Annotated in this window: 27 protein-coding genes and 1 riboswitch; of the genes, 22 read left to right on the forward strand and 5 right to left on the reverse strand. The window is 63.6% G+C overall.

The genetic code is table 11. The features are described 5' to 3' along the window. The first annotated feature begins 17 nt into the window (after nt 1-17). From GJ698_RS26205 to GJ698_RS26250, 10 genes are all read left to right on the forward strand, one after another. A complete protein-coding gene (locus tag GJ698_RS26205) occupies nt 18-722 on the forward strand; it encodes a response regulator (RefSeq protein ID WP_154360811.1) in 705 nt (234 codons plus the stop codon). Between the two features lie 5 nt (nt 723-727). Continuing rightward, complete coding sequence (locus GJ698_RS26210) at nt 728-2,173, forward strand: sensor histidine kinase (protein ID WP_154360812.1); 1,446 nt, start codon at nt 728-730, stop codon at nt 2,171-2,173. A gap of 29 nt (nt 2,174-2,202) precedes the next feature. After that, nucleotides 2,203-2,460, forward strand: coding sequence for a nucleotidyltransferase substrate binding protein (locus GJ698_RS26215; protein ID WP_154360813.1), 258 nt, complete (start codon nt 2,203-2,205; stop codon nt 2,458-2,460). After that, a complete protein-coding gene (locus GJ698_RS26220; protein ID WP_154360814.1) occupies nt 2,450-2,776 on the forward strand; it encodes a nucleotidyltransferase domain-containing protein in 327 nt (108 codons plus the stop codon). The genes GJ698_RS26215 and GJ698_RS26220 overlap by 11 nt, the downstream gene beginning before the upstream one ends. Nucleotide 2,777: 1 nt before the next feature. Then, a complete protein-coding gene (locus GJ698_RS26225; RefSeq protein WP_154360815.1) occupies nt 2,778-3,116 on the forward strand; it encodes a ribonuclease E inhibitor RraB in 339 nt (112 codons plus the stop codon). Beyond that, nucleotides 3,113-4,063, forward strand: coding sequence for a hypothetical protein (locus GJ698_RS26230; RefSeq protein WP_154360816.1), 951 nt, complete (start codon nt 3,113-3,115; stop codon nt 4,061-4,063). Before GJ698_RS26225 ends, GJ698_RS26230 begins: the two co-directional genes overlap by 4 nt. A 75-nt stretch (nt 4,064-4,138) precedes the next feature. Next, nucleotides 4,139-5,563 (forward strand): sensor histidine kinase, encoded by a 1,425-nt coding sequence (locus GJ698_RS26235; RefSeq protein WP_154360817.1) that lies wholly within the window; start codon nt 4,139-4,141, stop codon nt 5,561-5,563. Beyond that, a complete protein-coding gene (locus GJ698_RS26240) occupies nt 5,553-6,116 on the forward strand; it encodes a hypothetical protein (protein WP_154360818.1) in 564 nt (187 codons plus the stop codon). The genes GJ698_RS26235 and GJ698_RS26240 overlap by 11 nt, the downstream gene beginning before the upstream one ends. Further along, a complete protein-coding gene (locus GJ698_RS26245) occupies nt 6,113-7,519 on the forward strand; it encodes a sigma 54-interacting transcriptional regulator (protein WP_154360819.1) in 1,407 nt (468 codons plus the stop codon). The genes GJ698_RS26240 and GJ698_RS26245 overlap by 4 nt, the downstream gene beginning before the upstream one ends. A 198-nt stretch (nt 7,520-7,717) precedes the next feature. Next, nucleotides 7,718-8,050 carry a BON domain-containing protein gene (locus GJ698_RS26250; RefSeq protein WP_154360820.1) on the forward strand — a complete coding sequence of 111 codons (333 nt, stop codon included), beginning with the start codon at nt 7,718-7,720 and terminating at the stop codon, nt 8,048-8,050. An 81-nt stretch (nt 8,051-8,131) separates the two neighbouring features. Here GJ698_RS26250 and GJ698_RS26255 read toward each other — a convergent pair whose 3' ends face one another. Both GJ698_RS26255 and GJ698_RS26260 read right to left on the reverse strand, forming a co-directional pair. Further along, nucleotides 8,132-9,454, reverse strand: a complete 1,323-nt coding sequence (locus tag GJ698_RS26255) for a homoserine dehydrogenase (RefSeq protein WP_154360821.1) — start codon at nt 9,452-9,454, stop codon at nt 8,132-8,134. 21 nt (nt 9,455-9,475) lie between these two features. Then, the gene (locus tag GJ698_RS26260; protein WP_154360822.1) at nt 9,476-10,708 is read right to left on the reverse strand and encodes a pyridoxal phosphate-dependent aminotransferase; all 1,233 of its coding nucleotides are present in this window, start codon (nt 10,706-10,708) and stop codon (nt 9,476-9,478) included. A gap of 196 nt (nt 10,709-10,904) precedes the next feature. On the opposite strand from GJ698_RS26260, the gene GJ698_RS26265 reads away from it, so the two are divergent. The 10 genes from GJ698_RS26265 (at nt 10,905) to GJ698_RS26310 (ending at nt 21,086) form a co-directional block, all read left to right on the forward strand. Beyond that, nucleotides 10,905-11,297, forward strand: a complete 393-nt coding sequence (locus tag GJ698_RS26265; protein WP_154360823.1) for an Mth938-like domain-containing protein — start codon at nt 10,905-10,907, stop codon at nt 11,295-11,297. Continuing rightward, on the forward strand, nt 11,297-12,955 hold the full coding sequence (locus GJ698_RS26270) for a glycosyltransferase family 39 protein (protein WP_154360824.1): 1,659 nt from the start codon (nt 11,297-11,299) through the stop codon (nt 12,953-12,955). Before GJ698_RS26265 ends, GJ698_RS26270 begins: the two co-directional genes overlap by 1 nt. Before the next feature lie 15 nt (nt 12,956-12,970). Beyond that, complete coding sequence (locus tag GJ698_RS26275; RefSeq protein WP_154360825.1) at nt 12,971-13,342, forward strand: SMR family transporter; 372 nt, start codon at nt 12,971-12,973, stop codon at nt 13,340-13,342. Nucleotides 13,343-13,406: 64 nt separating this feature from the next. Then, nucleotides 13,407-14,546 (forward strand): DegT/DnrJ/EryC1/StrS family aminotransferase, encoded by a 1,140-nt coding sequence (locus GJ698_RS26280; RefSeq protein ID WP_154360826.1) that lies wholly within the window; start codon nt 13,407-13,409, stop codon nt 14,544-14,546. After that, nucleotides 14,543-15,553, forward strand: a complete 1,011-nt coding sequence (locus GJ698_RS26285) for a glycosyltransferase (RefSeq protein WP_154360827.1) — start codon at nt 14,543-14,545, stop codon at nt 15,551-15,553. The genes GJ698_RS26280 and GJ698_RS26285 overlap by 4 nt, the downstream gene beginning before the upstream one ends. Further along, nucleotides 15,546-16,490: a formyltransferase gene (locus GJ698_RS26290; RefSeq protein WP_154360828.1), complete on the forward strand. Its 945-nt coding sequence runs from the start codon at nt 15,546-15,548 to the stop codon at nt 16,488-16,490. The genes GJ698_RS26285 and GJ698_RS26290 overlap by 8 nt, the downstream gene beginning before the upstream one ends. Before the next feature lie 38 nt (nt 16,491-16,528). Continuing rightward, nucleotides 16,529-17,581, forward strand: coding sequence for a bifunctional UDP-4-keto-pentose/UDP-xylose synthase (locus GJ698_RS26295; protein ID WP_154360829.1), 1,053 nt, complete (start codon nt 16,529-16,531; stop codon nt 17,579-17,581). 27 nt (nt 17,582-17,608) lie between these two features. After that, entirely contained in the window at nt 17,609-18,556 is a 948-nt protein-coding gene (locus GJ698_RS26300; protein WP_154360830.1) for a polysaccharide deacetylase family protein, read from the forward strand. 16 nt (nt 18,557-18,572) lie between these two features. Beyond that, on the forward strand, nt 18,573-19,028 hold the full coding sequence (locus GJ698_RS26305; RefSeq protein WP_371865441.1) for a peroxiredoxin: 456 nt from the start codon (nt 18,573-18,575) through the stop codon (nt 19,026-19,028). A gap of 246 nt (nt 19,029-19,274) precedes the next feature. Beyond that, the gene (locus tag GJ698_RS26310) at nt 19,275-21,086 is read left to right on the forward strand and encodes a PhoH family protein (protein ID WP_154360831.1); all 1,812 of its coding nucleotides are present in this window, start codon (nt 19,275-19,277) and stop codon (nt 21,084-21,086) included. Between the two features lie 161 nt (nt 21,087-21,247). Here the strand turns inward: GJ698_RS26310 and GJ698_RS26315 are convergent, their stop codons facing one another. Continuing rightward, complete coding sequence (locus GJ698_RS26315; protein WP_154360832.1) at nt 21,248-21,898, reverse strand: CCXG family PEP-CTERM protein; 651 nt, start codon at nt 21,896-21,898, stop codon at nt 21,248-21,250. A 259-nt stretch (nt 21,899-22,157) separates the two neighbouring features. Between GJ698_RS26315 and GJ698_RS26320 the strand changes: the two genes are divergently transcribed. Beyond that, nucleotides 22,158-22,445 carry a type II toxin-antitoxin system HicB family antitoxin gene (locus GJ698_RS26320; protein WP_154360833.1) on the forward strand — a complete coding sequence of 96 codons (288 nt, stop codon included), beginning with the start codon at nt 22,158-22,160 and terminating at the stop codon, nt 22,443-22,445. Nucleotides 22,446-22,600: 155 nt separating this feature from the next. Next, nucleotides 22,601-22,801 (forward strand): heavy-metal-associated domain-containing protein, encoded by a 201-nt coding sequence (locus GJ698_RS26325; protein ID WP_154360834.1) that lies wholly within the window; start codon nt 22,601-22,603, stop codon nt 22,799-22,801. Here the strand turns inward: GJ698_RS26325 and GJ698_RS26330 are convergent, their stop codons facing one another. Continuing rightward, nucleotides 22,802-23,524, reverse strand: coding sequence for a glutathione S-transferase (locus tag GJ698_RS26330; RefSeq protein WP_154360835.1), 723 nt, complete (start codon nt 23,522-23,524; stop codon nt 22,802-22,804). Between the two features lie 40 nt (nt 23,525-23,564). Beyond that, nucleotides 23,565-25,607, reverse strand: coding sequence for a TonB-dependent receptor (locus GJ698_RS26335; protein WP_154360836.1), 2,043 nt, complete (start codon nt 25,605-25,607; stop codon nt 23,565-23,567). A gap of 137 nt (nt 25,608-25,744) precedes the next feature. After that, nucleotides 25,745-25,961: riboswitch (cobalamin riboswitch) on the reverse strand. Between the last annotated feature and the right edge of the window lie 85 nt (nt 25,962-26,046).

Genomic DNA, 26,046 nt, shown 5'->3' on the forward strand with positions numbered 1-26,046 from the left:
CGAACTGGCAAGACCTTATGCGCATATTGTTAGTTGAAGACCACACCGAGTTGCAGCACTGGCTGGCCAAGGCGCTGCGCGACACGCATCTGGCGGTGGAGTGCGCCGACAACGGCGCCGACGCCGACGCCCTGCTGCACACGCAGGACTACGCGCTGGTCATCCTCGACCTGACCTTGCCGCGCATGGACGGCCTGGACGTGCTCAAGCGCCTGCGCGCACGCGGCGGCGCGCGCGCCAAGACGCCGGTGCTGATCCTGACCGCGCGCGGCGGCCTGGAAGACCGCGTGCAGGGCCTGAACCTGGGCGCCGACGACTACCTGGCCAAGCCGTTCGAACTGGCGGAACTGGAGGCGCGCGTCAAGGCGCTGCTGCGCCGCAGCGTCGGCAACGAGGCGCTGGTGCACAACTGCGGCGCGCTCAGTTTCGACACCGTCACCCGCATGTTCAGCTACGCTGGCAATCCGCTGGCGCTGACGCCGCGCGAACACGCGGTGCTGGAAACGCTGATCACGCGCACCGGCCGCGCTGTGTCCAAGGAAAAGCTGTTCGACGAAGTGTTCTCGCTCGGCGACGACGCCGGCATCGACGCCATCGACCTGTACATCCACCGCGTGCGCAAGAAGCTCGACATCGCCGGCCCGGATGCCGCCGTCATCACCACGCTGCGCGGCATCGGCTACCTGCTGCAGCCGCGCGCCGCCGTCGGCGCCCCGGCCTGACGCGCATGGCCGCGCCATCCGACATGCTGGGCAGCCTGCGTGGCCAGCTGCTGCGCTGGCTGCTGGGGCCCTTGCTGGTGCTGGTGGCGCTGAACACCGTCTCGGTCTACCGCAACGCGCTGGACGCCGCCGATACCGCCTACGACCGCTCGCTGCTGGCCTCCACGCGCGCGCTGGCGGAACGGGTGTCGGTGGTGGACGGCAAGGTGGTGGCCGACGTGCCCTACGTGGCGCTCGACAGTTTCGAGACCGATACGCTGGGCCGCATCTACTACAAGGTCACCGGCATCGCCGGCGAAACCGTGTCCGGCTACGCCGACCTGCCGCCGGTGCCGGTCAACGTGCCGCGCTCGGAGGCCTATCCGGCGCTGGTGCGCTTCTATCACGCCAACTACAACGGCCAGCCGGTGCGCATCGCCGCGCTGCTGCAGCCGGTGTACGACGATTCGATGCGCGGCATCGCGCTGATCCAGGTCGGCGAAACGCTGGAGGCGCGGCGCGTGCTGTCCAACCAGATCCTGTTCGACACGCTGACGTGGCAGGCCTTGCTGCTGGCGGCGGTGGCGCTGCTGGTGTGGTTCGCCGTGCGCCTCGTGCTGCGGCCGCTGATGCAGCTGAAAACCGCGGTGGAGACGCGCGGCCCGAACGACGCCTCCGACGTCGACCCGGCGCTGGTGCACAAGGAAGTGCGGCCGCTGGTGGCGGCGCTGAACAGTTCGCGCTCGCGCATGCACCTGCTGATCAACAGCCAGCGGCGCTTCATCGCCGACGCCTCGCACCAGTTGCGCACGCCGCTGACGGTGCTCAAAACGCAGGCCGAACTGGCGCTGCGCGCATGCGACCGGCCCGGCGCCGATCCGGAACTCAGCAAGACCGCGCTGCGCGAGATCGTCCACAGCATGGCGGCCACCACCGACTCCACCGTCAACCTCGCCAACCGCTTGCTGACGCTGGCCCGCATCGAACACCGCGACCAGGGCGCCGAGCAAACGGCGCCGGTCGCGCTGCGCGCCATCGCGCGCCAGGTCGGGCTGGAACTGGCGATGGCGGCGGTGGCCAAGCATATCGACCTGTCGCTGGAAGCCGAGCAGGATGGCGTGGTACACGGCCAGGCCCTGCTGCTGCACGAGATGCTGGCCAACCTGGTCGACAATGCGCTGCGCTACACGCCGCCCGGCGGCACGGTGACGCTGCGCGTGCTGGAAAACGCCGACGGCGTGGCGCTGGAAGTGGAGGACAGCGGCCCCGGCATCGCCGCCGCCGAACGCGAACGCGTGTTCGCGCCCTTCTACCGCGCCGCCGCCACGCTGGAACGCAATCCCGGCGGCCACGGCCTCGGCCTGGCCATCGTGCACGACATCGCCTCGCTGCACAACGCCCGCATCGCCCTCGACGACGCCATCCCCGGCCCCGGCCTGAAAGCCCGCATCACCTTCAACGCGGTAAAATAGCGCTATCCACGCCAACCTCAGCTTTTATCATGAGCGAGCAAGATATCCGCTGGCTGCAACGCCTGTCGAATTACCGGCGCGCACTCGCACAGCTAAAAAAATTCATCGACAAGGGCGAATTAAACGAACTTGAACAACAAGGCTGGATCAAGGCATTCGAGTTCACCCATGAATTGGCATGGAACAAGGAAACAGCGGACGCGATTGGCGCCTTGGTCGTGGAACGCTATTTCACATTGTTTGTGGCGTTGGAAGCCAAAATGGGGGAGCTATCCCATGGAGTCTGAAACGCTGAAATTTGGTCTGAAGCCAGAGGTTGTCAAACAGATCAACGAGGTCTTTGCCAGTTTCCCCGAGGTCGGACAAGTTATACTGTATGGCTCGCGGGCCAAGGGAAACTTCAGACGCGGTTCGGATATAGATCTGTGCCTCGAAGGGGACAACCTGTCGCTGCCCACGTTATTGAAGATCGATACCGCGCTGGACGACCTCCTGCTGCCGTACAAAATAGACTTGTCGATCCGCGATCACATCGACAATATTGAACTACTGTCTCACATAGAACGCGCCGGCACCCGTTTTTACCGGCGCAACAAGGAATAACATGATTACCAAAGAAGAAATGGTCGCGCTGTTCGACGACATGAAACAAAACGCCCCGTGGGATATCAGCAAGCCGCTGCTGTGGGGTTACTTTTTTGCCGACGCCGACAAGGCCAAGCTGGAAGCCGCGCAGGTGCCGCTGAAGGCCCAGGGCTATCAGATCGTCGGCATCTACGACTCCAAGCCGGAATCCGGCACGCCGGCGCTGTGGTGGCTGCATATCGAGAAAGTCGAGAAGCACACCGTCGACACGCTGCACGCCCGCAACCAGGAGTTCTACAAGTTCGCCGACGAGCACCAGCTGGAATCCTACGACGGCATGGACGTCGGCCCGGCATGAGGCGGGCGCTGCTCGCCGGCGTGATGGCTTGTGCCACCTTCTGTGCCGGCGCCGCAGCGCCAGTGATCGAAGTCCACAGCATCGCCCAGGACTTCGCCACCTTCTGGGACGCCACCCAGGCCATGCCGCCAGCCGAGCGCGTGGCCGCCTTCAAGCAACAGGTGGCGTCCAGATTCCCCGCCTTCTATGGCATCGAACGTTACCAGGGCCGGCGCACGCAGGCGCAGCAGGATGAACGGATCGCCCGCGCGCTGGCGAACTTCGGGCCGCAGCGCCAGGCCTATCTGGCCAAGGTGGCCAGCTTCAACGCCCAGCTGCCGCGCCACAGCGCCAGCTTTGTCGCCACCTTCCCCGATTTCCGCCCGACCATCGATACCTGGTTCGTCCACTCGCTGGGCGAAATGGATGGCGGCACGCGCGAATTCAACGGCCATGCCTACCTGATCTTCGGCGCCGACGTCATGGCGCAGCTGCACGGCAACGGCGATGAAAGCGCGTTCTTCCACCATGAGCTGTTCCACACCTACCAGGACGCCGTTTCGCCCGCCTGCGACAACCAGGGCATGTGGCAGCCGCTATGGCGCGAAGGCCTGGCCACCTACGTCTCCAAGGTGATGAATCCCAACGCCACCGACAGCGAAATGCTGCTGGACTTCCCCAAAGGCAGCCTGGCCCTCACCAAGGCCCACCTGCAGGCCAGTTGGGACAACCTGGAACCGGTACTCGACAACCCGGATGACAAATACTTCGGCCCGCTGTTCACCACCGGCAAGGACGACAGCGGCCTGGCGCAGCGCCGCGGCTATTACCTCGGCTATCTGGTGGCGCAAGAAATCGGCGCCACGCGCGATCTGCCCACGCTGGCCAAGCTCAGTTGCGCCGACGCCCGCGCGCTGGTGATCGACGCCGTCCACAAGCTGCAAAAGCAAACCGCCGCCGCGCACTAGCGCGCGCCAATCGAACAGGCCATCACGGCTGTTTGACCTTATTATTCCGTTAATATGGTCAACTTTTAAGCCCTGATGCTCTCGAAACTCTCGTTTCGCCAGTTGTTGCTGGGTGTCTTTCTGCTGATTGCCGTGCTGCTGAGCGCCGCTTCGCTGCACGCGCTGTGGACGCTGGACCGCCTCGCGGCCCACAGCCGCGACAGCGGACACCACGCCCTGGCGCTCACCGAAAATACCCAGCAACTGGCGGAACGCAGCGTCGCCATGACGCGCAGCGCGCGCCAGTACCTGGTGCTGGACGATCCCGCCTTCCGCAAGCGCTATGCCGACGCCTGGCGCGACGCCCGCGTCTCGCTGGACGCGGTGGCGGCCGCCCTGCCCAACACGCCGGCCACGCTGTTCGAGCGCTGGCGCCAGAGCGGCGAACAGGCCTGGGACATCCTGCAAATGCCTTCGCGCTCTCGCAACAGCGCGCGCCAGCAGGCGCTGGAAAAAGCCCTGGCGCCGCTGCCGGTGGTGAACGAACAGCTGGCCGAGGAAGTCAAACAGGAAGTGGAGCGCCGCAACACCGAGCTGCTGGCCGAACTCGACCAGCGGCGCGCCATCCTCAAGGCGCAGGTGATCGCCTCCATCCTGCTGGCGGCGGTGCTGGCGTCCGGCTTCGGCCTGTGGCTGTCGCGGCCGCTGGCGCAGATCGAGCAGGCCATCGACATCCTCGGCGAAAGCCGCTACGACCAGCCGATCGCCGTGCGCGGCCCCAGCGACCTGCAACGGGTGGGCCAGCAGCTGAACTGGCTGCGCCAGCGCCTGGCCGGCCTGGAGGCGGACAAGGCGCGCTTCCTGCGCCACATCTCGCACGAACTGAAAACGCCGCTGGCGGCGCTGCGCGAAGGCGTGGCGCTGCTGGAGGACGGCGTGGCCGGCACGCTGTCGCCCAACCAGCGCGAGATCGCCGCCATCCTCAACCAGAACACGGCGGCGCTGCAGTCGCAGATCGAAGCGCTGCTGCGCTACAACGCCGCCGCCTTCGACGCCCAGCACCTGCAGCGCCAGCCGGTGGACATGAACAGCCTGCTGACCCAGGCCATCGACAGCCAGCGCCTGCAATGGCAGGCCGCGCGGCTGACCGTGGCCACCGAAGGCAAGGCACGCAGCATCGCCATCGACGCCGACAAGATGGCGATCGCGGTCGGCAACCTGCTGTCGAATGCGCTGCGCTTCAGTCCGCCGCAGGGGCTGATCTCCTTCCGCCTCGGCGAGCTGGACGGCAAGCTGCTGCTGGACTGCGTCGACCAGGGGCCCGGCGTGGCGCCGGACGACGCCGCCCACATCTTCGAACCGTTTTACCAGGGACAGCGCCAGCCGCCCGGCGCGCGCCGCGGCAACGGCATCGGCCTGTCCATCGTCCAGGAATACGTGGCCGCGCATGGCGGCGTGTTACAACTGATGCCCTCCGCGCGGGGCGCCCACTTCCGCATCGAACTGCCTTATGAACCATAAACTCACCGCCGTCCTGCTGCTGTGCCTGTCGCTGACGGCCTGCACGCTCAACTCGCCCATCCCCGACACGCCGGCGCCGGAGCCGACGCCGCCGCCGGTGGTCGAAGTCGTCACGCCGCCAGCGCCGCCGCCCGACGAGGTCGGCCCGCTGCTGAGCTATCACCAGTCGCTGCGGCGCATGAGCCAGGGCGAACTGGTCAAGGAACTGAGCGGCCTCGGCCTGCAACAGCGCAGCCCGCGCGTGGCGATCCAGATGGGCATGGCGCTGATGCTGACGCGCGGCGGCGGCGACCTGGCGCGCGCGCAGGCCCTGCTCGACAGCGTGGCCACCTCGCCCGAGGCCGAGGCCGCGCCGTTCCGGCCGCTGGCGCAGATGTTGTCCAGCAATTGCGCCGAGACCCGCCGCCTGTACGACCACGCCGACCGGCTGGCCGCGCAGCAAAAGGAAAACCAGCGCCGCATCGACCAGTTGAGCGAGATGCTGGAAGGCTTGAAAGCCATTGAACGCACACTGCCGGTTCGTCCGGCAGCCGGCCCACAGGTGACCAAATGACGACCACTACCACACAAGGCCAGGGCGCCCATCTGCTGCTGGTCGATGACGACGACGACCTGTTGCGCCTGCTGTCGATGCGCCTGACCGCCAACGGCTACCGCGTCACCGCGGTCGGCAGCGCGGAGGCGGCGCTGGCGCGGCTGTCGATGGAACTGCCGCGCCTGGTGATCAGCGACATCCGCCTGCCGGACCGCGACGGCATGTGGCTGTTCCAGGAAATCCGCCGCAGCTATCCGGCGCTGCCGGTGATCCTGCTGACCGCGCACGGCACCATCCCCGACGCGGTGGAAGCCACCACGCTGGGCGCCTACGCCTACCTGACCAAGCCGTTCGACGCCAAGACGCTGCTGGAGCGCATCGCCCAGGCCCTGAGCCTGGCCGCGCCGGCCGCCCACGCCGCCGACAGCGACGAGGACTGGCGCTCGGCCATCATCAGCCGCAGCCAGTGCATGGACGAGCTGCTGGCCGAAGCGCGGCTGGTGGCCGCCTCCGACGCCAGCGTGCTGATACGCGGCGAAAGCGGCACTGGCAAGGAACTGCTGGCGCAGGCCATCCACCGCGCCAGCCGCCGCGCCAAGGCGCCCTTTATCGCCATCAACTGCGGCGCGATTCCGGAAGCGCTGCTGGAGTCCGAACTGTTCGGCCACGTCAAGGGCGCCTACACCGGCGCGGTCGGCGCCCGCGAAGGCCTGGTGCAGGCGGCCGACGGCGGCACCCTGTTCCTCGACGAGATCGGCGATATGCCGCTGCTGCTGCAAGTCAAGCTGCTGCGCGTGCTGCAGGAGCGCGTGGTGCGCCAGCTCGGCTCGGACGTGGCCAGGCCGGTCGACGTCCGCATCCTGTCCGCCACCCACCGCGACCTCGACGCCGCCATGCGCGAAGGCCAGTTCCGCGAAGACCTGTATTACCGCCTCAACGTCATCACGCTGACCTTGCCGCCGCTGGCGCAGCGGCGCGAGGACGTGGCGCCGATGGCCAACCAGTTCCTGCAGACGCTGGCCGCCAAGTACGACAAGACCGTGCGCGGCTTCGCGCCGGACGCGCTGGAGGCGCTGACCATGTCGTCGTGGCCGGGCAATGTGCGGCAGTTGTACAACGTGGTCGAGCACGTCTGCGCGCTGGCCACCGCGCCGCTGGTGCCGCTGTCGCTGGTGCAGCGCGCGCTGCGGGTGCCATCGCTGGAGGTGCTCAGCTACACCGAGGCGCGCCTGCGCTTCGAGCGCAACTACCTGGTCCAGCTGCTGAAGCTGGCAGATGGCAACGTGGCCGACGCCGCCCGCCTGGCCGAGCGCAACCGCACGGAATTCTACCGCCTGCTGCAGAAACACAATCTGGATGCAAGCCTGTTCCGCGGCGATGTCGCCATCGAGCGACAGGACGAACCGCTTAAAAATCAATGACTTACCAGATGGCGACTGGCTCGCGTCGCCATTCCCCGACAGATTCCGGGCAATCTGGATACAAGATCATCATTCCTGATGGAAAATTATCAATAAGTCTTTGAAAAATAAGAGAAAATCATAGCTGGCACGGGGTTTGCAAAGGAGTGGGTAACGTCCCAGACGTTTTATCCTCAAACTCGATAAAGGAAGCAAATCATGATGACCAACAAACTGATCGCCCGCCTGATGGTAGCCACCGCCCTGACCGCTGCTGCCGCTACCGGAACCGCATTCGCCGCTGGCCAACAGGATGCAGCAATGGCTGGCGCCGCCAAAGCCGGCACCGCCACCAATGACGATGCCATCACCAGCAAAATCAAGGCTTCCCTGGCAGATCAAAAGCAGATCGGCGTAACCACCGCTGATGGCGTCGTGACCCTGAGCGGCTCGGTCGCCAGCACCGACGTCGGCACCAAGGCCATCCAGGTCGCATCGGCCGTGCCGGGCGTGAAAGAAGTGAAGAGCGAGCTGACCGTCGCTTCGAAGTAATTCCTGAGTAGCCAGCTTTAAACCGTAGAAAGAACCCTTTTTCCGGTCAGCGTGCGTAGACGCTGACCGGCTTTTTTTTTGTTAGCTCAGGTTTTCCAGGCGGATCTTGGTGACGCTGCCGCCCACCGTCGACAGCCCTTCCATCTTGGCGATGGCGGCGGTGACGTTTTTCTCCTGCGTCTGGTGCGTCAGGAAGATGATGTCGGTGCGGGTTTCGCCGTCCGCCGGTTCCTTCTGCAACATGGCGTCGATCGAGATGCCGGCATCAGCCAGGATGCGCGTCAGGTCGGCCAGCACGCCCGGCTCGTCGCTGACATTCATGCGCAGGTAGTAGCTGGTGGTGATTTCCGACATCGGCAGAATCTCGATATTGGTCATCGCGTTCGGCTGGAACGCCAGGTGCGGCACGCGGTGTTCCGGATCGGCCGTGGCGAGGCGGGTGATGTCGACCAGGTCGGCGATCACGGCCGAGGCGGTCGGCTCCGAACCGGCGCCCTTGCCGTAGTACAGCGTGGCGCCGACGGCGTCGCCCTGCACCAGCACCGCGTTCATCGCGCCTTCCACGTTGGCGATCAACCGCTTGGCTGGAATCAGCGTCGGATGCACGCGCAGTTCCACGCCTTCCACGCCGTTGACCTTGGCGCGCTTGGCGATGCCCAGCAGCTTGATGCGGTAGCCCAATTGCTCGGCATAGCGGATGTCGACCGCGTTGAGTTTGGAGATGCCCTCCACGTGCGCCTTGTCGAACTGCACCGGAATGCCGAAGGCGATGGCCGACATGATGGTGGCCTTGTGCGCCGCGTCCACGCCTTCGATGTCGAAGGTCGGGTCGGCTTCAGCATAGCCCAGTTCCTGCGCCTGCTTCAGCACGGTGGCGAAGTCCAGGCCCTTGTCCCGCATTTCGGACAGGATGAAGTTGGTGGTGCCGTTGATGATGCCGGCCAGCCAGTCGATGCGGTTGGCGGTCAGGCCTTCGCGCAGCGCCTTGATGATCGGGATGCCGCCGGCCACCGCCGCTTCGAACGCCACCATCACGCCCTTGGCTTGCGCCGCCGCGAAGATCTCGTTGCCGTGCACTGCCAGCAGCGCCTTGTTGGCGGTGACCACGTGCTTGCCGTTGGCGATCGCCTGCAACACCAGATCCTTGGCCTGGTCGTAGCCGCCGATCAGCTCGACGACGATGTCGATATCCGGATCGTTGACGATGTCGAACGGGCTGGCCACCACCTTCACTTTGCCGCCGGTGCGCGTCTTGGCGCGCTCCAGGTTGCGTGCCGACACGGCCACGACTTCGATGCTGCGGCCGGCGCGGCGGCGGATTTCTTCCTGATTGCGTTCCAGCACGTCGAACGTGCCACCGCCGACATTGCCGACGCCTAACAAGCCTACTTTGATTGGTTTCATATGTGTTTCCAGAGATCTGACTTAGAAGCTGGCGCCGTGGCGCTTGCGGTAGCTTTCCATGAACTTGGCCATGCGGCCGAAGGCTTCCACCATATCGTCCGAGTTCGGCAGGAACACGACGCGGAAGTGATCCGGCGCGATCCAGTTGAAGCCGCTGCCCTGGACGATCAGCACTTTTGTTTCGGCCAGCAGCTCGTAGGCAAACTGCTGGTCATCCGCGATCGGATAGATCTTCGGATCAAGACGCGGGAACATGTACAGCGCCGCTTTCGGCTTGACACAAGTGACGCCGGGTATTTCCGTCAGCAGCTTGTAGGCCAGATCGCGTTGCTTCAACAGGCGCCCGCCCGGTCCCACCAGGTCGTGGATCGACTGGTAGCCGCCGAGCGCAGTCTGGATCGCAAACTGCCCCGGAGCGTTGGCGCACAAGCGCATCGAGGCCAGCATGTTGAGGCCCTCGATATAGTCTTTGGCGTGCGACTTTTCGCCCGACACCACCATCCAGCCGGAACGGTAGCCGCAGGCGCGGTAATTCTTCGACAGGCCGTTGAAGGTGACGAACAGGATGTCGTCCGCCAGCGAGGCGATCGACATGTGCTGGGCGCCGTCGTACAGCACCTTGTCGTAGATTTCATCGGCGTAGATGATCAGGTCGTGCTGGCGCGCCAGCTCGATGATCTGCAGCAGCAGCTCGACCGGGTACAGCGCGCCGGTTGGATTGTTGGGGTTGATGACGACGATGGCGCGCGTGTTGGCGGTGATCTTGCGGCGCATGTCCTCGATGTCCGGATACCACTCCTGCTGCTCGTCGCAGACATAGTGCACCGGCGTGCCGCCCGACAGCGACACCGCCGCCGTCCACAGCGGGTAGTCCGGGGCCGGCACCAGCACTTCGTCGCCGTTGTTGAGCAAGGCGTTCATCGACATCACGATCAGCTCGGAGGCGCCGTTGCCCAGGTAGATGTCGTCGATGGTGACGCCGGCGATGTTCTTGCCCTGGGTGTAGTGCATCACCGCCTTGCGCGGCGCGAACATGCCCTTGGAATCGGTGTAGCCAGCCGCGTTCGACAGGTTGATCTTCATATCCTGGACGATCTCGTCCGGTGGATCGAAGCCGAACACCGCCAGGTTGCCGATGTTCAGCTTGGTGATCTTGTGGCCTTCCTCCTCCATTTGCCGGGCTTTTTCCGGCACCGGGCCGCGGATCTCGTAGCAGACTTCCGCCAGTTTGTTCGATTTTTGAATCGGTCGCAAAATAAAATCCTGTTTATGTGAGGCAAACTTCTGAGACCTGCCAAAATGCCGGTGGCGGCCCTTGCTGCAATGCGAAAAGAACCATTCTGCCGAAAGGGGCCGATTTAATCAACCTTTCAGGCCGGACGCCCCTTGAAAACGCTACAATAACGCTTCTTTTGCCGCTCATTTTCCTGATTCCATCCGCCATTCCGACATGAAGCTCCACCAAAGCGATACGCAAAAATACCAGACCGTTACCGGCTACGATGAAACCGGCGTGGAAATCAACGCCGAGCGCTACAACTACAGCCTGATCGTGCTGCCGGAAGTGCCGCCGCGCGCCTGGAATGCGCCGACCTTCGAGTCTATTTCCGCAGAGCATTTCGCCCTGATCGGCGCGGACAATCCGGACGTGGTGATCCTCGGCACCGGCGCCAGGCAGCGCTTCATCCATCCGCGCCTGACCGCCGCGCTGACCATGCGCCGCATCGGCGTCGAATGCATGGACAGCCAGGCCGCCTGCCGCACCTACAACATCCTGATGGGCGAAGGCCGCAAGGTCACGCTGGCCCTGGTGATCGACGCCAACGAGGGCACTAGCGCCTGATGAACGATCTGTACAACTCGAAGAAAGTCGTCTGGACGCTGCTGGCCACGTTTGCCATTGTCTGGCTGTACGTGCTGGGCGTGCGCACGCTGGTGCCGCCCGATGAAGGCCGCTACGCCGAAATGGCGCGCGAGATGTGGGCCACCGGCGACTGGATCACCACGCGCCTGAACGGCATCAAGTATTTCGAAAAACCGCCGCTGCAAACCTGGATGAACGCCCTGTCCTTCGGCCTGTTCGGCCTCGGCGAATGGCAGGCGCGCCTGTGGACCGGCCTGTGCGGCCTGGGCGGCGTGCTGCTGACCGGCTATGCAGCCAGGCGCGTGTTCAGCCCGCGCGTCGGCTTCTATGCCGCGCTGACGCTGGGTTCCAGCCTGTTCTGGGTGGCCTGCGGCCAGATCGATTCGCTGGACATGAGCCTGTCGGCAATGATGACCATCGTGCTGTGCGCGATGCTGATCGCCCAGCGCGACCAGGCCACGGCCACGGAACAGCGCCACTGGATGCTGGTGTGCTGGGCCGGCATGGCGCTGGCGGTGCTGGCCAAGGGCCTGATCGGCCTGGTGCTGCCGGGCGCCGTGCTGGTGCTGTACACCGCGCTGGCGCGTGACATTGCAATCTGGAAACGCCTGCACCTGGGCAAGGGCCTGCTGCTGTTCTTCGCCATCGCCACACCATGGTTCGTGCTGGTGGCGCTGAAAAACCCGGAACAGCCCTACTTCTTCTTCATCCATGAACACTGGGAACGCTTCTTCCTCAAGACCCACCACCGCGAAGGCGCCTGGTATTACTTCCTGCTGCTGCTGATTCCGGGCGTGATGCCCTGGCTGGGCCTGCTGCCGCAGGCGCTGTTCGATGGCGTCAAGCGCACGCCGGGCGTGTTCCAGCCCAAGCTGCTGCTGGTGATCTGGGCCGTGTTCATCACCTTCTTCTTCAGCTACTCCAGTTCCAAGCTGCCGGGCTACATCCTGCCGGTGTTCCCGGCGCTGGCGATGCTGATCGCCAGCTACCTGGAACACGCCTCGCGCCGCAACCGCATGATCGCGGCCGGCCTGCTGGTGCTGGTCGGCGTGGCCGGGCTGGTGGCGCTGCCGCACCTGGCCGGCGGACCGGGGCGCCATCCGGACGAGCGCGCACTGCTGGAAGCCTACCAGCCGTGGGTGCTGGCGGCCGTCATCATCGCCGCCGCCGGCGGCGCCCTGGCCATGCTGCATGCGCGCCAGTTGCGCCGCGACCTGACCGTGATGACGATGGCGATCGCCGGTTTCGCCGCGGTGCAGCTGATCCTGATCGGCTTCGAACCGTATGGCAATATGCGCGCCGGCAAGGATCTGGCCGTCAAGATGCTGCCCGAGCTGCAGCCGGACACGCCGATCTACTCGGTCGCCACCTATGAACAGTCGATGACCTTCTACCTGCGCCGAACGGTTACACTGGTCAATTACTGGGATGAATTCACCTTCGGCCTGAGCCAGCAGCCGGAGCTGGCCATTCCGACCATCGACGGCTTCATCGCGCGCTGGAACCAGCACAGCGCCCAGAAGCGCAAGGCGCTGGCCATCGTCAGCCCCGAAGCCTACGACGAGCTGAAAACCAAGGGCGTGACCATGCGCGTGGTGGCGGAAGACAGCCGCCGGCTGGTCATTACCAATCTGTAATGAATAAAACCATAAATGAATATTGCAACTTTTAGCTTCATCGTTGTCGGCGTGCTGCTCAATGCAGTGGCGCAATTGCTGCTCAAGGCGGGCGCCCGCAACGTCGGCGAAATCCACATCACGCTGGACAATCTGTTCAGCATCGGCTGGCGCGTCGCCACCCAGCTGCCCATTATCGGCGGGCTGACCTGCTACGTGCTGTCGGTGGTGCTGTGGATTATCGCGCTGTCGCGCGTGGACGTGTCGGTGGCCTATCCGATGCTGTCGCTGGGCTATGTGGTGACCGCCTTCGGCGCCTGGTATCTGTTCGGCGAAGCGCTGTCGGTGCAGCGCCTGCTTGCCATTTTCGTCATTTTGGTGGGCGTGGCCTGGCTGGCGCGTACCTGACGAACAATTTAGAATGGCGCCCATAGCTTATAGATAAAAATATATTAAGAGAGTAAATCACCTCATGAGTGCTGAACTGCCCTTCCTGCCCTTTTCCCGGCCGACGATCGACGAGGCCACCATTACCGCCGTGGGCGAAGTCCTGCGCTCGGGCTGGATCACCAGCGGCCCGAAAGTCGCGGCCTTCGAAGCCCGCATGTCGGAATACTTCGGCGGCCGTCCGGTGCGCACCTTCAATTCCGGCACCTGCACGATGGAAATCGCGCTGCGCATCGCCGGCATCGGCCCCGGCGATGAAGTGATCACCACGCCGATTTCGTGGGTCGCCACCGCCAACGTCATCATTGAAGTGGGCGCCACGCCGGTGTTTGCCGACATCGACCCGGTGACCCGCAACATCGACCTCGACCAGGTGGAAGCCGCGATCACGCCGCGCACCAAGGCCATCATCCCGGTCTACCTGTCCGGCCTGCCGGTCGACATGGACCGCCTGTACGCCATCGCCGCCAAGCACAAGCTCCGCGTGGTGGAAGACGCGGCGCAGGCCTTCGGTTCCGAATGGAAGGGCAAGCGCATCGGCGCGTTCGGCGACTTCGTCTCGTTCAGCTTCCAGGCCAACAAAAACCTCACCACCGGCGAAGGCGGCGCGCTGGTGCTGAACAACCTGGAAGAAGCCAAAATCGCCGAGAAATACCGCCTGCAGGGCGTGACCCGCAGCGGCGTCGACGGCATCGATGTCGATGTCCTCGGCGGCAAATACAATATGAGCGACATCATGGCCGCCATCGGCCTGGGCCAGTTCGACAATATCGAAGCGATCACCGCGCACCGCCGCGCGCTGGCGCGCCGCTACTACGAGGCCTTCGGCCCCGACTTCGAAGCGCAGTCCGGCGCCCAGCTGCCGCTGCAGGCGTTCGACAGCAGCAACTACCACCTGTTCCAGATCATCCTGCCGGACCACGGCCCGGGCACGCGCGCCGACTTCATGAACGCCATGAAGGAACGCTTCAACATCGGCACCGGCTACCATTATTCGCCGATCCACCTGTTCACCCTGTACCGCGAGCGCGGCTTCAAGGAAGGCATGTTCCCGGTTGCCGAAAAACTCGGCTACCTGACCGTGACCTTGCCGATGTTCTACGCCATGACCTTTGCCGACGTTGACCGCGCGGTCGCAGCCGTGAAAGCGATCCTGATCAAATGAGCGTCTCCCTGAACAAACCGGAAATCTCCGTCGTCATCCCGATCTACAACGAGCAGGCCGGCCTGGCCGCGCTGTTCGCGCGCCTGTATCCGGCGCTCGACGCGCTCGGCGCCACCTACGAAATCGTGTTCGTCAACGACGGCAGCCGCGACAATTCGGTGTCGATCCTGGCCGAGCAGTTCCGCCAGCGGCCGGACGTCACCCGCGTGGTGCTGTTCAACGGTAACTACGGCCAGCACATGGCCATCCTGGCCGGCTTCGAGGCGTCGCGCGGCGACATCATGGTGACGCTGGACGCCGACCTGCAGAATCCGCCGGAAGAAATCGGCAACCTGGTGGCCAAGATGCGCGAAGGCTACGACTACGTCGGCTCGATCCGCCGCAAGCGCCAGGATTCGGCCTGGCGCACCTACGCCTCCAAGGCCATGAACAGCCTGCGCGAGCGCATCACCAACATCAAGATCACCGACCAGGGCAATATGCTGCGCGCCTACGGCCGCAACATCGTCGACCTGATGAACCAGTGCGCGGAAGTCAACACCTTCGTGCCGGCGCTGGCCTACCGCTTCGCCCGCAACCCGACCGAAATCGTGGTCGAACACGAGGAGCGCGCGGCCGGCGAATCGAAATACTCGCTGTACAGCCTGATCCGCCTGAACTTCGACCTGGTCACCGGCTTCTCGCTGGTGCCGCTGCAGTTCTACTCGATGATGGGCATGCTGATGTCGCTGCTGTCGGCGCTGCTGGTGGTGGTGCTGGTGGCGCGCCGCCTGTTCCTGGGCGCGGAAGCGGAAGGCGTGTTCACGCTGTTTGCCATCACCTTCTTCTTCATGGGCATCATCCTGTTCGGCATCGGCTTGCTGGGCGAATATGTCGGCCGCATCTTCCAGCAGGTGCGCGCGCGTCCGCGCTACGTGGTGCAGACCATCCTGCAACAGCGCGACGACGGCCAGCCGCTGCCGCCGCCGGGCGTCGAGAAGCGCACCGTGGGCCGTCATCATGAGTGACCTGGAGCCGCGCCAGCGCGCCGTCGTCTTCGGCTACCACAATGTGGGCGTGCGCTGCCTGAAAGTCCTGCTGGCCGGCGGCGTCGACGTCGCTCTGGTGGTCACGCATGAAGACAGCGCCAGCGAAAACATCTGGTTCGAATCGGTGATCTCGCTGTGCCAGGCCGAAGGCATTCCCTACATCACGCCGGCCGACGCCAAGTCGCCGGAGCTGCTGGCACAGGTGAAAGCCGCCCAGCCGGACCTGATGTTCAGCTTCTACTACCGCCACATGCTGCCTGCGGAACTGCTGGAGCTGGCGCCCGCTTTCAATATGCACGGCTCGCTGCTGCCGGAATACCGCGGCCGCGCGCCGGTCAACTGGGCGGTGCTGCACGGCGCCGAGGTCACCGGCGCCACGCTGCACGAAATGACCGTCAAGCCGGACGCCGGCGCCATCGTGGCCCAGATGGAGGTGCCGATCCTGCCCGACGACACCGCGCACGAAGTGTTCGGCAAGGTGCAGGTGGCGGCCGAGCAGGCGCTGTGGCGCGTGCTGCCGTCGCTGCTGGCCGGCACCGCGCCGCGCCTGCATAACGACCTCAGCAAGGGCGGCTACTTCGGCGGCCGCAAGCCCGAGGACGGCCGCATCGACTGGAGCTGGCCGGCCCAGCACGTCTACAACCTGCACCGCGCCGTGGCGCCGCCGTATCCGGGCGCCTTTACCGACATCGACGGTGTACGCTACGTCATCCAGCGCGCCCGCATCGCCGGCACCGGCCATGGCAACTTTGGCAATGTTGTTTCGCTCAGTTTGCCACCGGGCTTGACAGTAGTAGATAATTGCATCTTTGGCGTGTGCGGCGATGGCCGCATGCTGACGATTTCCGCATTAACCGCCGATGGCGAACCCATTACGGCGGAGCAGCTCGCTATTCGCCTGGCCGCGCGCGCTTGAAGCGGCGGCAGCACTAAACATTACCTGGACACACACACATGAAAAAAGTACTCATCCTCGGCGTCAATGGCTTCATCGGCCATCACCTGTCGAAGCGCATTCTGGAAACCACCGACTGGCACGTCTACGGCATGGACATGAACACCGACCGTATCACCGACCTGCTGGAGAATGAGTCCTACAAGTCGCGCATGCACTTCTTCGAAGGCGACATCACCATCAACAAGGAATGGGTCGAGTACCACGTCAAGAAGTGCGACGTGATCCTGCCGCTGGTCGCCATCGCCACGCCGTCGACCTACGTCAAGGCGCCGCTGCGCGTGTTCGAGCTGGACTTCGAGGCCAACCTGCCGATCGTGCGTTCGGCCGCCAAGTACGGCAAGCACCTGGTGTTCCCGTCGACCTCGGAAGTGTACGGCATGTGCCACGACGAAGAGTTCGATCCGGAAAACTCGGAACTGATCTGCGGCCCGATCAACAAGCCGCGCTGGATCTACTCCAACGCCAAGCAGCTGATGGACCGCGTGATCTGGGGCTACGGCATGGAAGGCCTGAACTTCACCCTGTTCCGCCCGTTCAACTGGATCGGCGCCGGCCTGGATTCGATCCACACGCCGAAAGAAGGCTCGTCGCGCGTGGTGACCCAGTTCTTCGGCCACATCGTCCGCGGCGAGAACATCTCGCTGGTCGACGGCGGCGCGCAGAAACGCGCGTTCACCGACATCGACGACGGCATCGACGCGCTGATGAAAATCATCGAGAACAAGAACGGCGCCGCCACCGGCAAGATCTACAACATCGGCAACCCGACCAACAACTACTCGATCCGCGAGCTGGCCGGCATGATGATGGAACTGGCGACCAAATACCCTGAGTACGCCACCGGTGCGGCCCAGGTCAAGATCGTCGAGACCACCTCGGGCGCCTACTACGGCGCCGGCTACCAGGACGTGCAGAACCGCGTGCCGAAAATCACCAACACCTGCGAAGAACTGGGCTGGAAACCGACCACCACCATGGCCGACGCGCTGAAGAAAATCTTCGACGCCTACCGTGGCCAGGTCGCCGCCGCCCAAGCCTTGATGGACTAAGCATTGACCGCAAACAGCAAACCCTTGATGGTGTTGAAGATCGACGTCGACACCTATCGCGGCACCCGTGAAGGCGTACCCAACCTGGTACGCATGCTCAAGGCGCACCATGCCGGCGCCACCTTCCTGTTCTCGCTGGGGCCGGACCATACCGGCTGGGCGCTGCGCCGCGCGCTGCGTCCCGGCTTCTTCAGCAAGGTCTCGCGCACCTCGGTGGTCGAGCACTACGGCCTCAAGACGCTGATGTACGGCGTGCTGCTGCCCGGCCCGGACATCGGCAAGGACTGCGCCGCCGACATGCGCGCGGTGCAGGACGCCGGCTTCGAATGCGGCATCCACACCTGGGACCACGTCAAGTGGCAGGACAACGTCGCCAAGAGCAGCGCCAAGTGGGCCACCGGCATGATGCGCCAGGCCGCCGCCCGCTTCACCCAGGTGTTCGGCGTGGCGCCGAACACCCACGGTGCCGCCGGCTGGCAGATGAACAACGCCGCCTTTCACGAACACGATACCGCCGGCTACGCCTACGCCTCCGATGGCCGCTGCGTGCTGACGGCCAGCGGCGCGCTGGCCAATCCGGCCGACGGCCCGCACCGCCTGTCCGACGGCGGCCAGGTGCTGCGGCACATCCAGATGCCGACCACGCTGCCGACGCTGGACGAAGTGCTGGGCTGCGAGATCGACGGCGTGACCATCACCACCGGCAATATCGCGGCGCTGCTGCTGAAGCTGACCGAGGGCGCGACGCGCGACCACGTCTATACTTTACACGCCGAGCTTGAAGGACAGAAACTCGCCCCCATATTCGAGCAGCTGTTGGCAGGGTGGCAAGCACAAGGATACCAACTGGCGTCCATGGACGATTACCATCAGAAGATACAAGACCTGCCGCTGCCGGTTTGCCCCATCACCTGGGGCGAGCTGCCGGGACGTTCGGGCCGCCTGATCATTCAAGGCCCTGCCCGCGCCGAATAACCTCTAGGAGACGCCTGTGGCTGATGTAGTAACCGATTTCTCCGCGCCGATGACCAGCGGCCAGACCTTCCAGCTGTCTGGCCGCCCGGCGCGTTACACCGTGCTGTTCTTCTACCCCAAGGACAACACCCCAGGCTGCACCACCGAAAACATGGCCTTCCGCGACCTGTACGAACAGTTCCAGGCGGCCGGCGCCGAAATCTACGGCATCAGCCGCGATTCGCTGCGCTCGCACGAAGGCTTCCGCGCCAAGCTCGGCCTGCCGTTCGAACTGATTTCCGACCCCGAGGAACAGGTCTGCCAGCAGTTCGGTGTCATGAAGATGAAGCAAATGTACGGTAAGACTGTCCGTGGCATTGAGCGCAGCACGTTTGTGATTGACGCTGCGGGCCAATTGGTGAAAGAATGGAGAGGCGTGAAGGTAGCTGGTCACGTCGATGAAGTGCTGGAATTCGTGGCGCATCAGGCCTGAGTTATCAGGATCGTTGTTCGGATGCGCGCTTCCAGTGTGCTTAACCTGTAGCGAGCGACATCAACATTTTGAGTCATCACTGTAATTTCTACCCTCCTCGGTGGCCAGCCGGCCACCTTGCGGTACCTTCACCGGGCCTGATGAGCGCCCGTCGGCAGTCTACTTTTCCCTTTTACCCAGCATCCACCCCATCGGGACGTTTTCCTATGGGCGGATTCCTCCAGATATCTTTCGATTGAGATCCTGATGCCACTGCCAAAAATACCAAGTAAGCCAGCGACTATACTGTTGGCAAAAGATTACCCTAAGGCCACCGGCCCACGCCCGGCGCCTGCCCTCGCGGCAGTGGCCGATATCGCGCCCGAGCCTGCCCCTACGCCGAAGAAAGCGGCGACCGTCAAAGCCGTTCCACCTGCAAAGAAACCCGTTGTCGCCAAGACCCCGGCGCCGGTCAAATCCAAGGCCGTCGCCGCCGTGCTGAAAGCCGCGCCGGCGGTGCTGCAAGCCGCCGCCGACGCGGTTGAAGCCAAAGGCAAGCCTTCGCCACGCGGCAAGGTCACGCCAATCATCAATGAAGCGCCGCATCCGGCCAAGCACAAGGCCAATGAGGTGGCGATCAAGTCGTCCACCAGCCGCCATGCCGACCAGACCGGCACCACCAAGATGTTCGTGCTGGACACCAACGTGCTGATGCACGATCCATCGTCGCTGTTCCGCTTTGAAGAGCACGACGTCTACCTGCCGATGATGACGCTGGAAGAGCTGGACAACCACAAGAAAGGCATGACGGAAGTGGCGCGCAATGCACGCCAGGTCTCGCGCACGCTGGACGCGCTGGTCTCCAACACCGACGACGACGCCATCGAGAACGGCATCCCGCTGTCCAAGCTGGGCAACAAGGACGCCAAGGGCCGCCTGTACTTCCAGACCCGCATGCAAACCGCCGACTTGCCGCAAGGCCTGCCGGTGGGCAAGGCCGACAACCAGATCCTGGCCGTCGTGCGCTCGCTGGAAGCGGAACAGGCCGGACGCGCCATCGTGCTGGTGTCGAAAGACATCAACATGCGCATCAAGGCGCGCGCGCTGGGCCTGCCGGCCGAGGACTACTTCAACGACCACGTGCTGGAAGACACCGACCTGCTGTACTCGGGCATCGTCCAGCTGCCGGACGATTTCTGGACCAAGCACGGCAAGGATCTGGAGTCGTGGCAGGAGAACAAGAACGGCCAGAGCGCGACGTTCTACCGCGTCACCGGCCCGTTCGTGCCCTCGCTGCTGGTCAACCAGTTCGTGTTCCTGGAGCCGAAGAATGGCGAAGCGCCGTTCTATGGCCAGGTCAAGCAGATCAACGGCAAGACCGCCGTCATGCAGACCCTGCGCGACTTCAGCCACAACAAGAACAACGTCTGGGGCGTGACGGCGCGCAACCGCGAGCAGAACTTCGCGCTGAACCTGCTGATGAATCCGGAATGCGACTTCGTCACCCTGCTGGGTCAGGCTGGTACGGGTAAAACCCTGCTGGCCCTGGCGGCCGGTCTGGCGCAAGTGCTGGAAACCAAGCTCTACAACGAAATCATCGTCACCCGCGTGACGGTGCCGGTCGGTGAAGACATCGGTTTCCTGCCGGGCACCGAGGAAGAGAAAATGTCGCCGTGGATGGGCGCGTTTGACGACAACCTGGAAGTGCTCAACAAGTCCGATTCGGATGGTGGCGAGTGGGGCCGTGCGGCGACGCAGGATCTGATCCGTTCGCGCATCAAGATCAAGTCGCTGAACTTCATGCGTGGCCGTACCTTCGTCAACAAGTTCCTGATCATCGACGAAGCGCAGAACTTGACGCCGAAGCAGGTCAAGACGCTGGTGACGCGTGCGGGTCCGGGCACCAAGATCATCTGCCTGGGCAATATCGCGCAGATCGATACGCCGTACCTGACGGAAGGTTCGAGCGGCCTGACCTATGTGGTGGACCGCTTCAAGGGCTGGTCGCACAGCGGCCACGTGACGCTGGCGCGCGGCGAACGCTCGCGCCTGGCGGATCACGCCAGCGAAGTCCTGTAATCAGCTAAATAGTTTAGTTCGTTTCTCAGCCCCGCCCGCAGCAATGCCGGCGGGGCTGGGTTTTTTAGGGGAGGTGGAAAAGCGTGCGGCACCTGTACAACCCGCAGACCGCTGCGGCCAGGGTTTGACCCCGTACGGGGTCAGACCCTTTCGTCAGGGGTTCAAGCAGACAGTGCAGTGCGACGACGGCGACGGGAAATTGCACCCACTACCCCGAGTCCACCCAGCAGCATCGCATAGGTTTCCGGCTCCGGCACAGCCGCCAACTGCAGCGTATTGGCGCTGAAGCTCTGGAACGTGCCGCCGTTGACCGAGTACTGCACCTGCTGGCCGCCGTCGCAGCAGCCTTCCAGGCCGTAGATGGTCAGCGTGTGATTGCCAGCCGACAGCGCCTTGTCGCTGACCGACAGTACCGAATTGGTGTTGACGTAGCTCTGCGCCCACCACAGGTCGCCGGTTTTCATGTCCACCGCCTGGCCGTCCAGGAACACGGCGCCGCCGTTGCCGAAGTCGACGCCGGCGCGGAACGAATAGGTGCCGGCGGTGCTGACGCCAAAGTTAATCGTCGACTTGAAAGCGATGTTGGTGGCGCCAGCGCCGAACAGCGACTGGTTCGACACGATGTCGTAGTTCGTCAACACTTTCGAGCCGTAGGGCGAATTGGCAACAGCGGCGTCGACGATACTGCGGTAAGCATCGGCGGTGGTTTGCGCACCGGCGTTCGAGTAACCGGTCTGGAAAGTGATGACGGCGGCTTCTGCGCTACCGTAGGCGAGTGCGACAGCAAGTGCGGCGAGTTTGACGAATTTCATGGCGGTCCCTGTAGGTGATTGGTTGAAAAGCGGTAAAGCCTAACCAGGTACGGGGGTGTGGGACCTTGGTGAATGGTGTTTCTGTACTGAATCTTAAGATGCCTTATGGCATAACTTGAATGTTATCTTAGGCAATACTTAATGTCAATCGCTCAAAAGCCACGAACAGAGGGGTAAAAGCACCGCTGCGAAAGTGCTTGAAACTGGCGGAAAGCTGTATGACACTAGACATCCAAGTTATTGATTTTACGCGGACATCATGGACATCCCTATCCTGATCCAGCGAACGATAGGCGCCAAGAAATACGGCGTCACAGTGCCGGACATTCCTGGCTGCGTGACTACGGGCGAGACCGTTGACAAGGCGATGAGCAACGCCACCAAGGCCATCTACGGCCACGTCGGCCAGTTGGTCGAACAAGGCAAGCCCTTCGAAATCCGTCCATCCGAGGTGGAAACCCTGTCGCAGGAGCCCGACTACGCCGGCGGCATCTGGGCCCTGGTCAGCCTCGACCTGGCGCGCCTGGACGATCCGCCGCGGGATTAATCTCTACAGCATCCAGAGCCCGCCGTGGAACTGCGCATGGTCGCGCCAGTGGCCAGAAGCTCTACTCCGACCATCATGCCAGCAAAAATCCGCTTGACCTTCCCACCACGGGAAGGATTAGAGTGCAGGGATCGAAACTGTTTTAGGAGTACGCGATGTATCAGCTTCAAGTAGAAAACATGAGCTGCGGCCACTGCGTGGGCGCCGTGACCAAGGCTGTGCAGGCCATCGACGCCGGCGCCAAAGTCGAAATCGACCTGGCCAGCAAGTCAGTCAAGATCGACAGCGCAACACCACTCGCCCCACTGAAATCCGCCATCGCCGACGCCGGCTACCCAGTCACCAGCGCCGCCTGATTATTTATCCAGCTCGGGATAACGACGGAAGATGTCGGTTTCATTGTTAGCGATGCGGCGCTTCGAGGCGAGGTAGGCCGCGATGTTCGGGCGCTGCGATACTTTGAGGTGCAACGCGAACAGGCCGGGATACGATGGCGCCAGCTTGGCCATCGTTTTCGGAAACGCATACACCAGGCCATCGATCAGCTGGAACAGCGACAGGTCCACGTACGACAGCCGAGAGCCGATCGCGTAGCCGCCGCGTCCCGTATTGCGCTGGATGACGCCTTCAAAATAATCCAGAAACTTCGGTATGCGCTTCTTGCGAAAATCCCTGGCGCGCGCCTTGGCTTCCTTCTTCTGATCCTCGTAGTACGCGCTGCTGGAAATCGGATGGTGCGTATCGTGCGCCTCGGCGACGATGTCGGCGATGGTCAGTTGCAGCTGATTGGCCCACAACCGCCCATCCTGCGAACGCGGCGCCAGGCCGTGCTTCGCGCCGAGGAACTGCAGGATATTGGCCGTCTGCCCCATCAGCAGTTCGCCCGCCTGCAGCACCGGCGGCGCAAACGACGGATGATCGACCTTGTCGCCATTCAGGCTCGCCATCAACGCCGGCATGCCCTTCTTCTGCCGCGCCACGTCCGTGTACGGTACGCCCGCTTCCTCCAGCGCCAGCCGGACAAATTCACCACGGCCCTGCAGACCGTCCCAGTAATAAAGTTGGTATGGAGTCGTCATGGAGGCCATGGTAGCACTGCCGTTCAAACCACGGAGCGCGCTAGAACGTGGTCTTGGCGGTCAGGCGGAAGGTGCGGCGTTCCGCCGGATGATAGTGGATGTCGTCCATGCCTTCCGCCGGCTCGCCCGGCAGGCGCGAGGCGTAGTAGTAATCCACATCGCTGGCCTTGCGGTCGAACAGGTTGAAGGCGTCCAGCTGCACCGTCCAGCGACGGTTGATCTTATAGCCCACGCGCGCATAGGCAATCGCCGTGGTGGCCGAGCGCTGGCTGTTATCCTCGATTAGAGGACGCGGTCCGAAATAGCGCATCTGGAACGCGCCCGACCACGGACCGAGATCCATCACCGTCACGCCGAACGACGCCACCTTGCCCAGCGAGCCGGGAATATCATCGCCCACCGCATCGTGCTCGGTGTAATGCGCGCGCGAGTACGCCATGTCCAGGTCGAACAGCAGCCACGCATTGGCGATGTAATGGTTGTTCCACTCGACGCCCGAACGGTAGCTGCCGCGGCTGGCCGAGGTGTCGCCGGCGTCGCCCGAGAACACCAGCTCCGATTCCGACCGCAGCTTCCACAGCGCCATGGAGCTTTGCAGGCCAGGCAGCCATTCGGTGCGCGCGCCAATCTCCGCGCCGCGCGTCTTGACCAGCGGCGTCACCGGATCGACCGGCTCGCGCTCCTTCGGCGTCAGATGCACGGTGGCGCCGCGCGCATCGTTGCTGTGAAAGCCTTCGCCGTAGTTGACGAAAAATTCGGTCCTGGCCCAGGGCCCCAGCACCACCGACAATTTTGGCGACGTGGTATTGGCATTGACCTTGCCCGAGTTCTCCGCGATGTTGCTGTCCACATCGAAGCGATAGCGGTCGTAACGCAGGCCGGCCGTAGTGCGCATCCATGGCAGCCACTGCACGGTGTTCTCGGCGTAGGCGCCAAGGCTGGCCTGCTTCACCCTGGATTCGGTGATGACGGCCAACGTCTGCTGATTCGCCGTCTTGTAAAGGCTCAGCGGCGAGATGTAATCGTAACGTCCCTGCACGCCAACCTTGTTGCTGACATCCAGGCCGCCCCAATGGCTGAACCACGTCTGCGCGACATCGAAGCCGGTCATGCGGCGCTTCTCGGTCTGGCGCGACTGGTCGCCGTTGACCGGATCGTCGAGGAAGTAGGTGAAGTCGTTGAACAGCGTCAGGCTCGATTGCACCACGTAGGCGCTGGCCTGGAACAGCGTGTCGCTGCTGCGCTTGCGTATGGACGCCGACAGGCTGTAACGCGACGTGCGTCCGCCGTCGCTTGGATCGATGGCGCCGAAGGGATCGATCTCGCCGCTTGCCACGGCGCGCAGCGGGATCTGGTTGCTGGCGTGCCAGGCGCCCTTGTAGAACATGCCGGTCACGCTGAACTGGTCGTCGCTGGCGCCCTGCGAGTAGCGCAGCACGCCCAGGCTTTTGTGGAACGCTTCGGGCTCCACCCACGGACCGTTGTTGTGGCCCAGCTCCGCGCCGTAAACCAGATTGCCCGCGCCGAACGGCGTCGAGCCGGTGACCACCGAGCGGTAATACTGGTTCTCGCCGACCGTGGCGCTGGCGGTGTTTTCTTTCAGCTTGTTCGCCAGCGTCAGGTGCGCCGCGCCGGCCGAAGCGAAGTCGCCTTCGTCCGCGTAGTACGGGCCTTTCTTGTAGTTGATGCGGTCGACCAGTTCCGGTATCAGGAAATTCAAGTCAGTGTAACCCTGGCCGTGCGCGTGGGTGCGCATATTGACCGGCATGCCGTCGACGAAGGTGGCGAAGTCGGTGCCGTGATCGAGGTTAAAGCCGCGCAGGAAGTACTGATTGGCCTTGCCGTCGCCGCTGTGCTGCGTGACGATCACGCCGGGCACAAACTCCAGCAGCTCGCCCGCGCGCAGGGCCGGACGATTGGCGATCAGCTCCGCCGTCACCGCGCCCTGGCTGGCCGCGTTGGAAGTGCCGATGCCGTTGTCGTAGTGGCCGCGCACTTCGACGGTGGTGTCATCCGGCGCCGGGTCCGCATGGGCAGCCAACGGCAACAAGGCCGACAGGGCGACAATCGATTTACTGAACATTCTGGTCTTTCGGTTGGCGTAGCGAATCCAGCGCACCACGACAAGGCCGTCACGCGCAATCCGGATGCAGCAAGATGATTCGACTACAGGAGCAATCCGCTCACCTCCCCGTGAGCGCATTGAACAGAAATGCCTGCGGCATCTCCACCTGTTTGGCCGGTATCCGGGCTGGCAAGCGAATCCGCCGGACCTTCCCATGCACGAAGCACAGTGGTGTAGCGAGGCGGATTGTCGTCGTGGACGACGCTTGTTTACCGTTGCGGGGGCAGCACAGGTTGGCCGGCGAAGGCTCCCTGTTTCCCGTTTAACTGCGCATCCGGGCGGATGCGCGAGCACCAAAACGTGGCGCGATTATACGCGAAACCGGGGTCAGTTCTGCCAATCGCACACGGGCTCAACCATGCAATGGTTGAGCCCGTGTGCGATTGGCAGAACTGAC

The organism is Duganella aquatilis, from assembly GCF_009674565.1.
Classification (GTDB): Bacteria; Pseudomonadota; Gammaproteobacteria; order Burkholderiales; family Burkholderiaceae_D; genus Rugamonas; species Rugamonas aquatilis.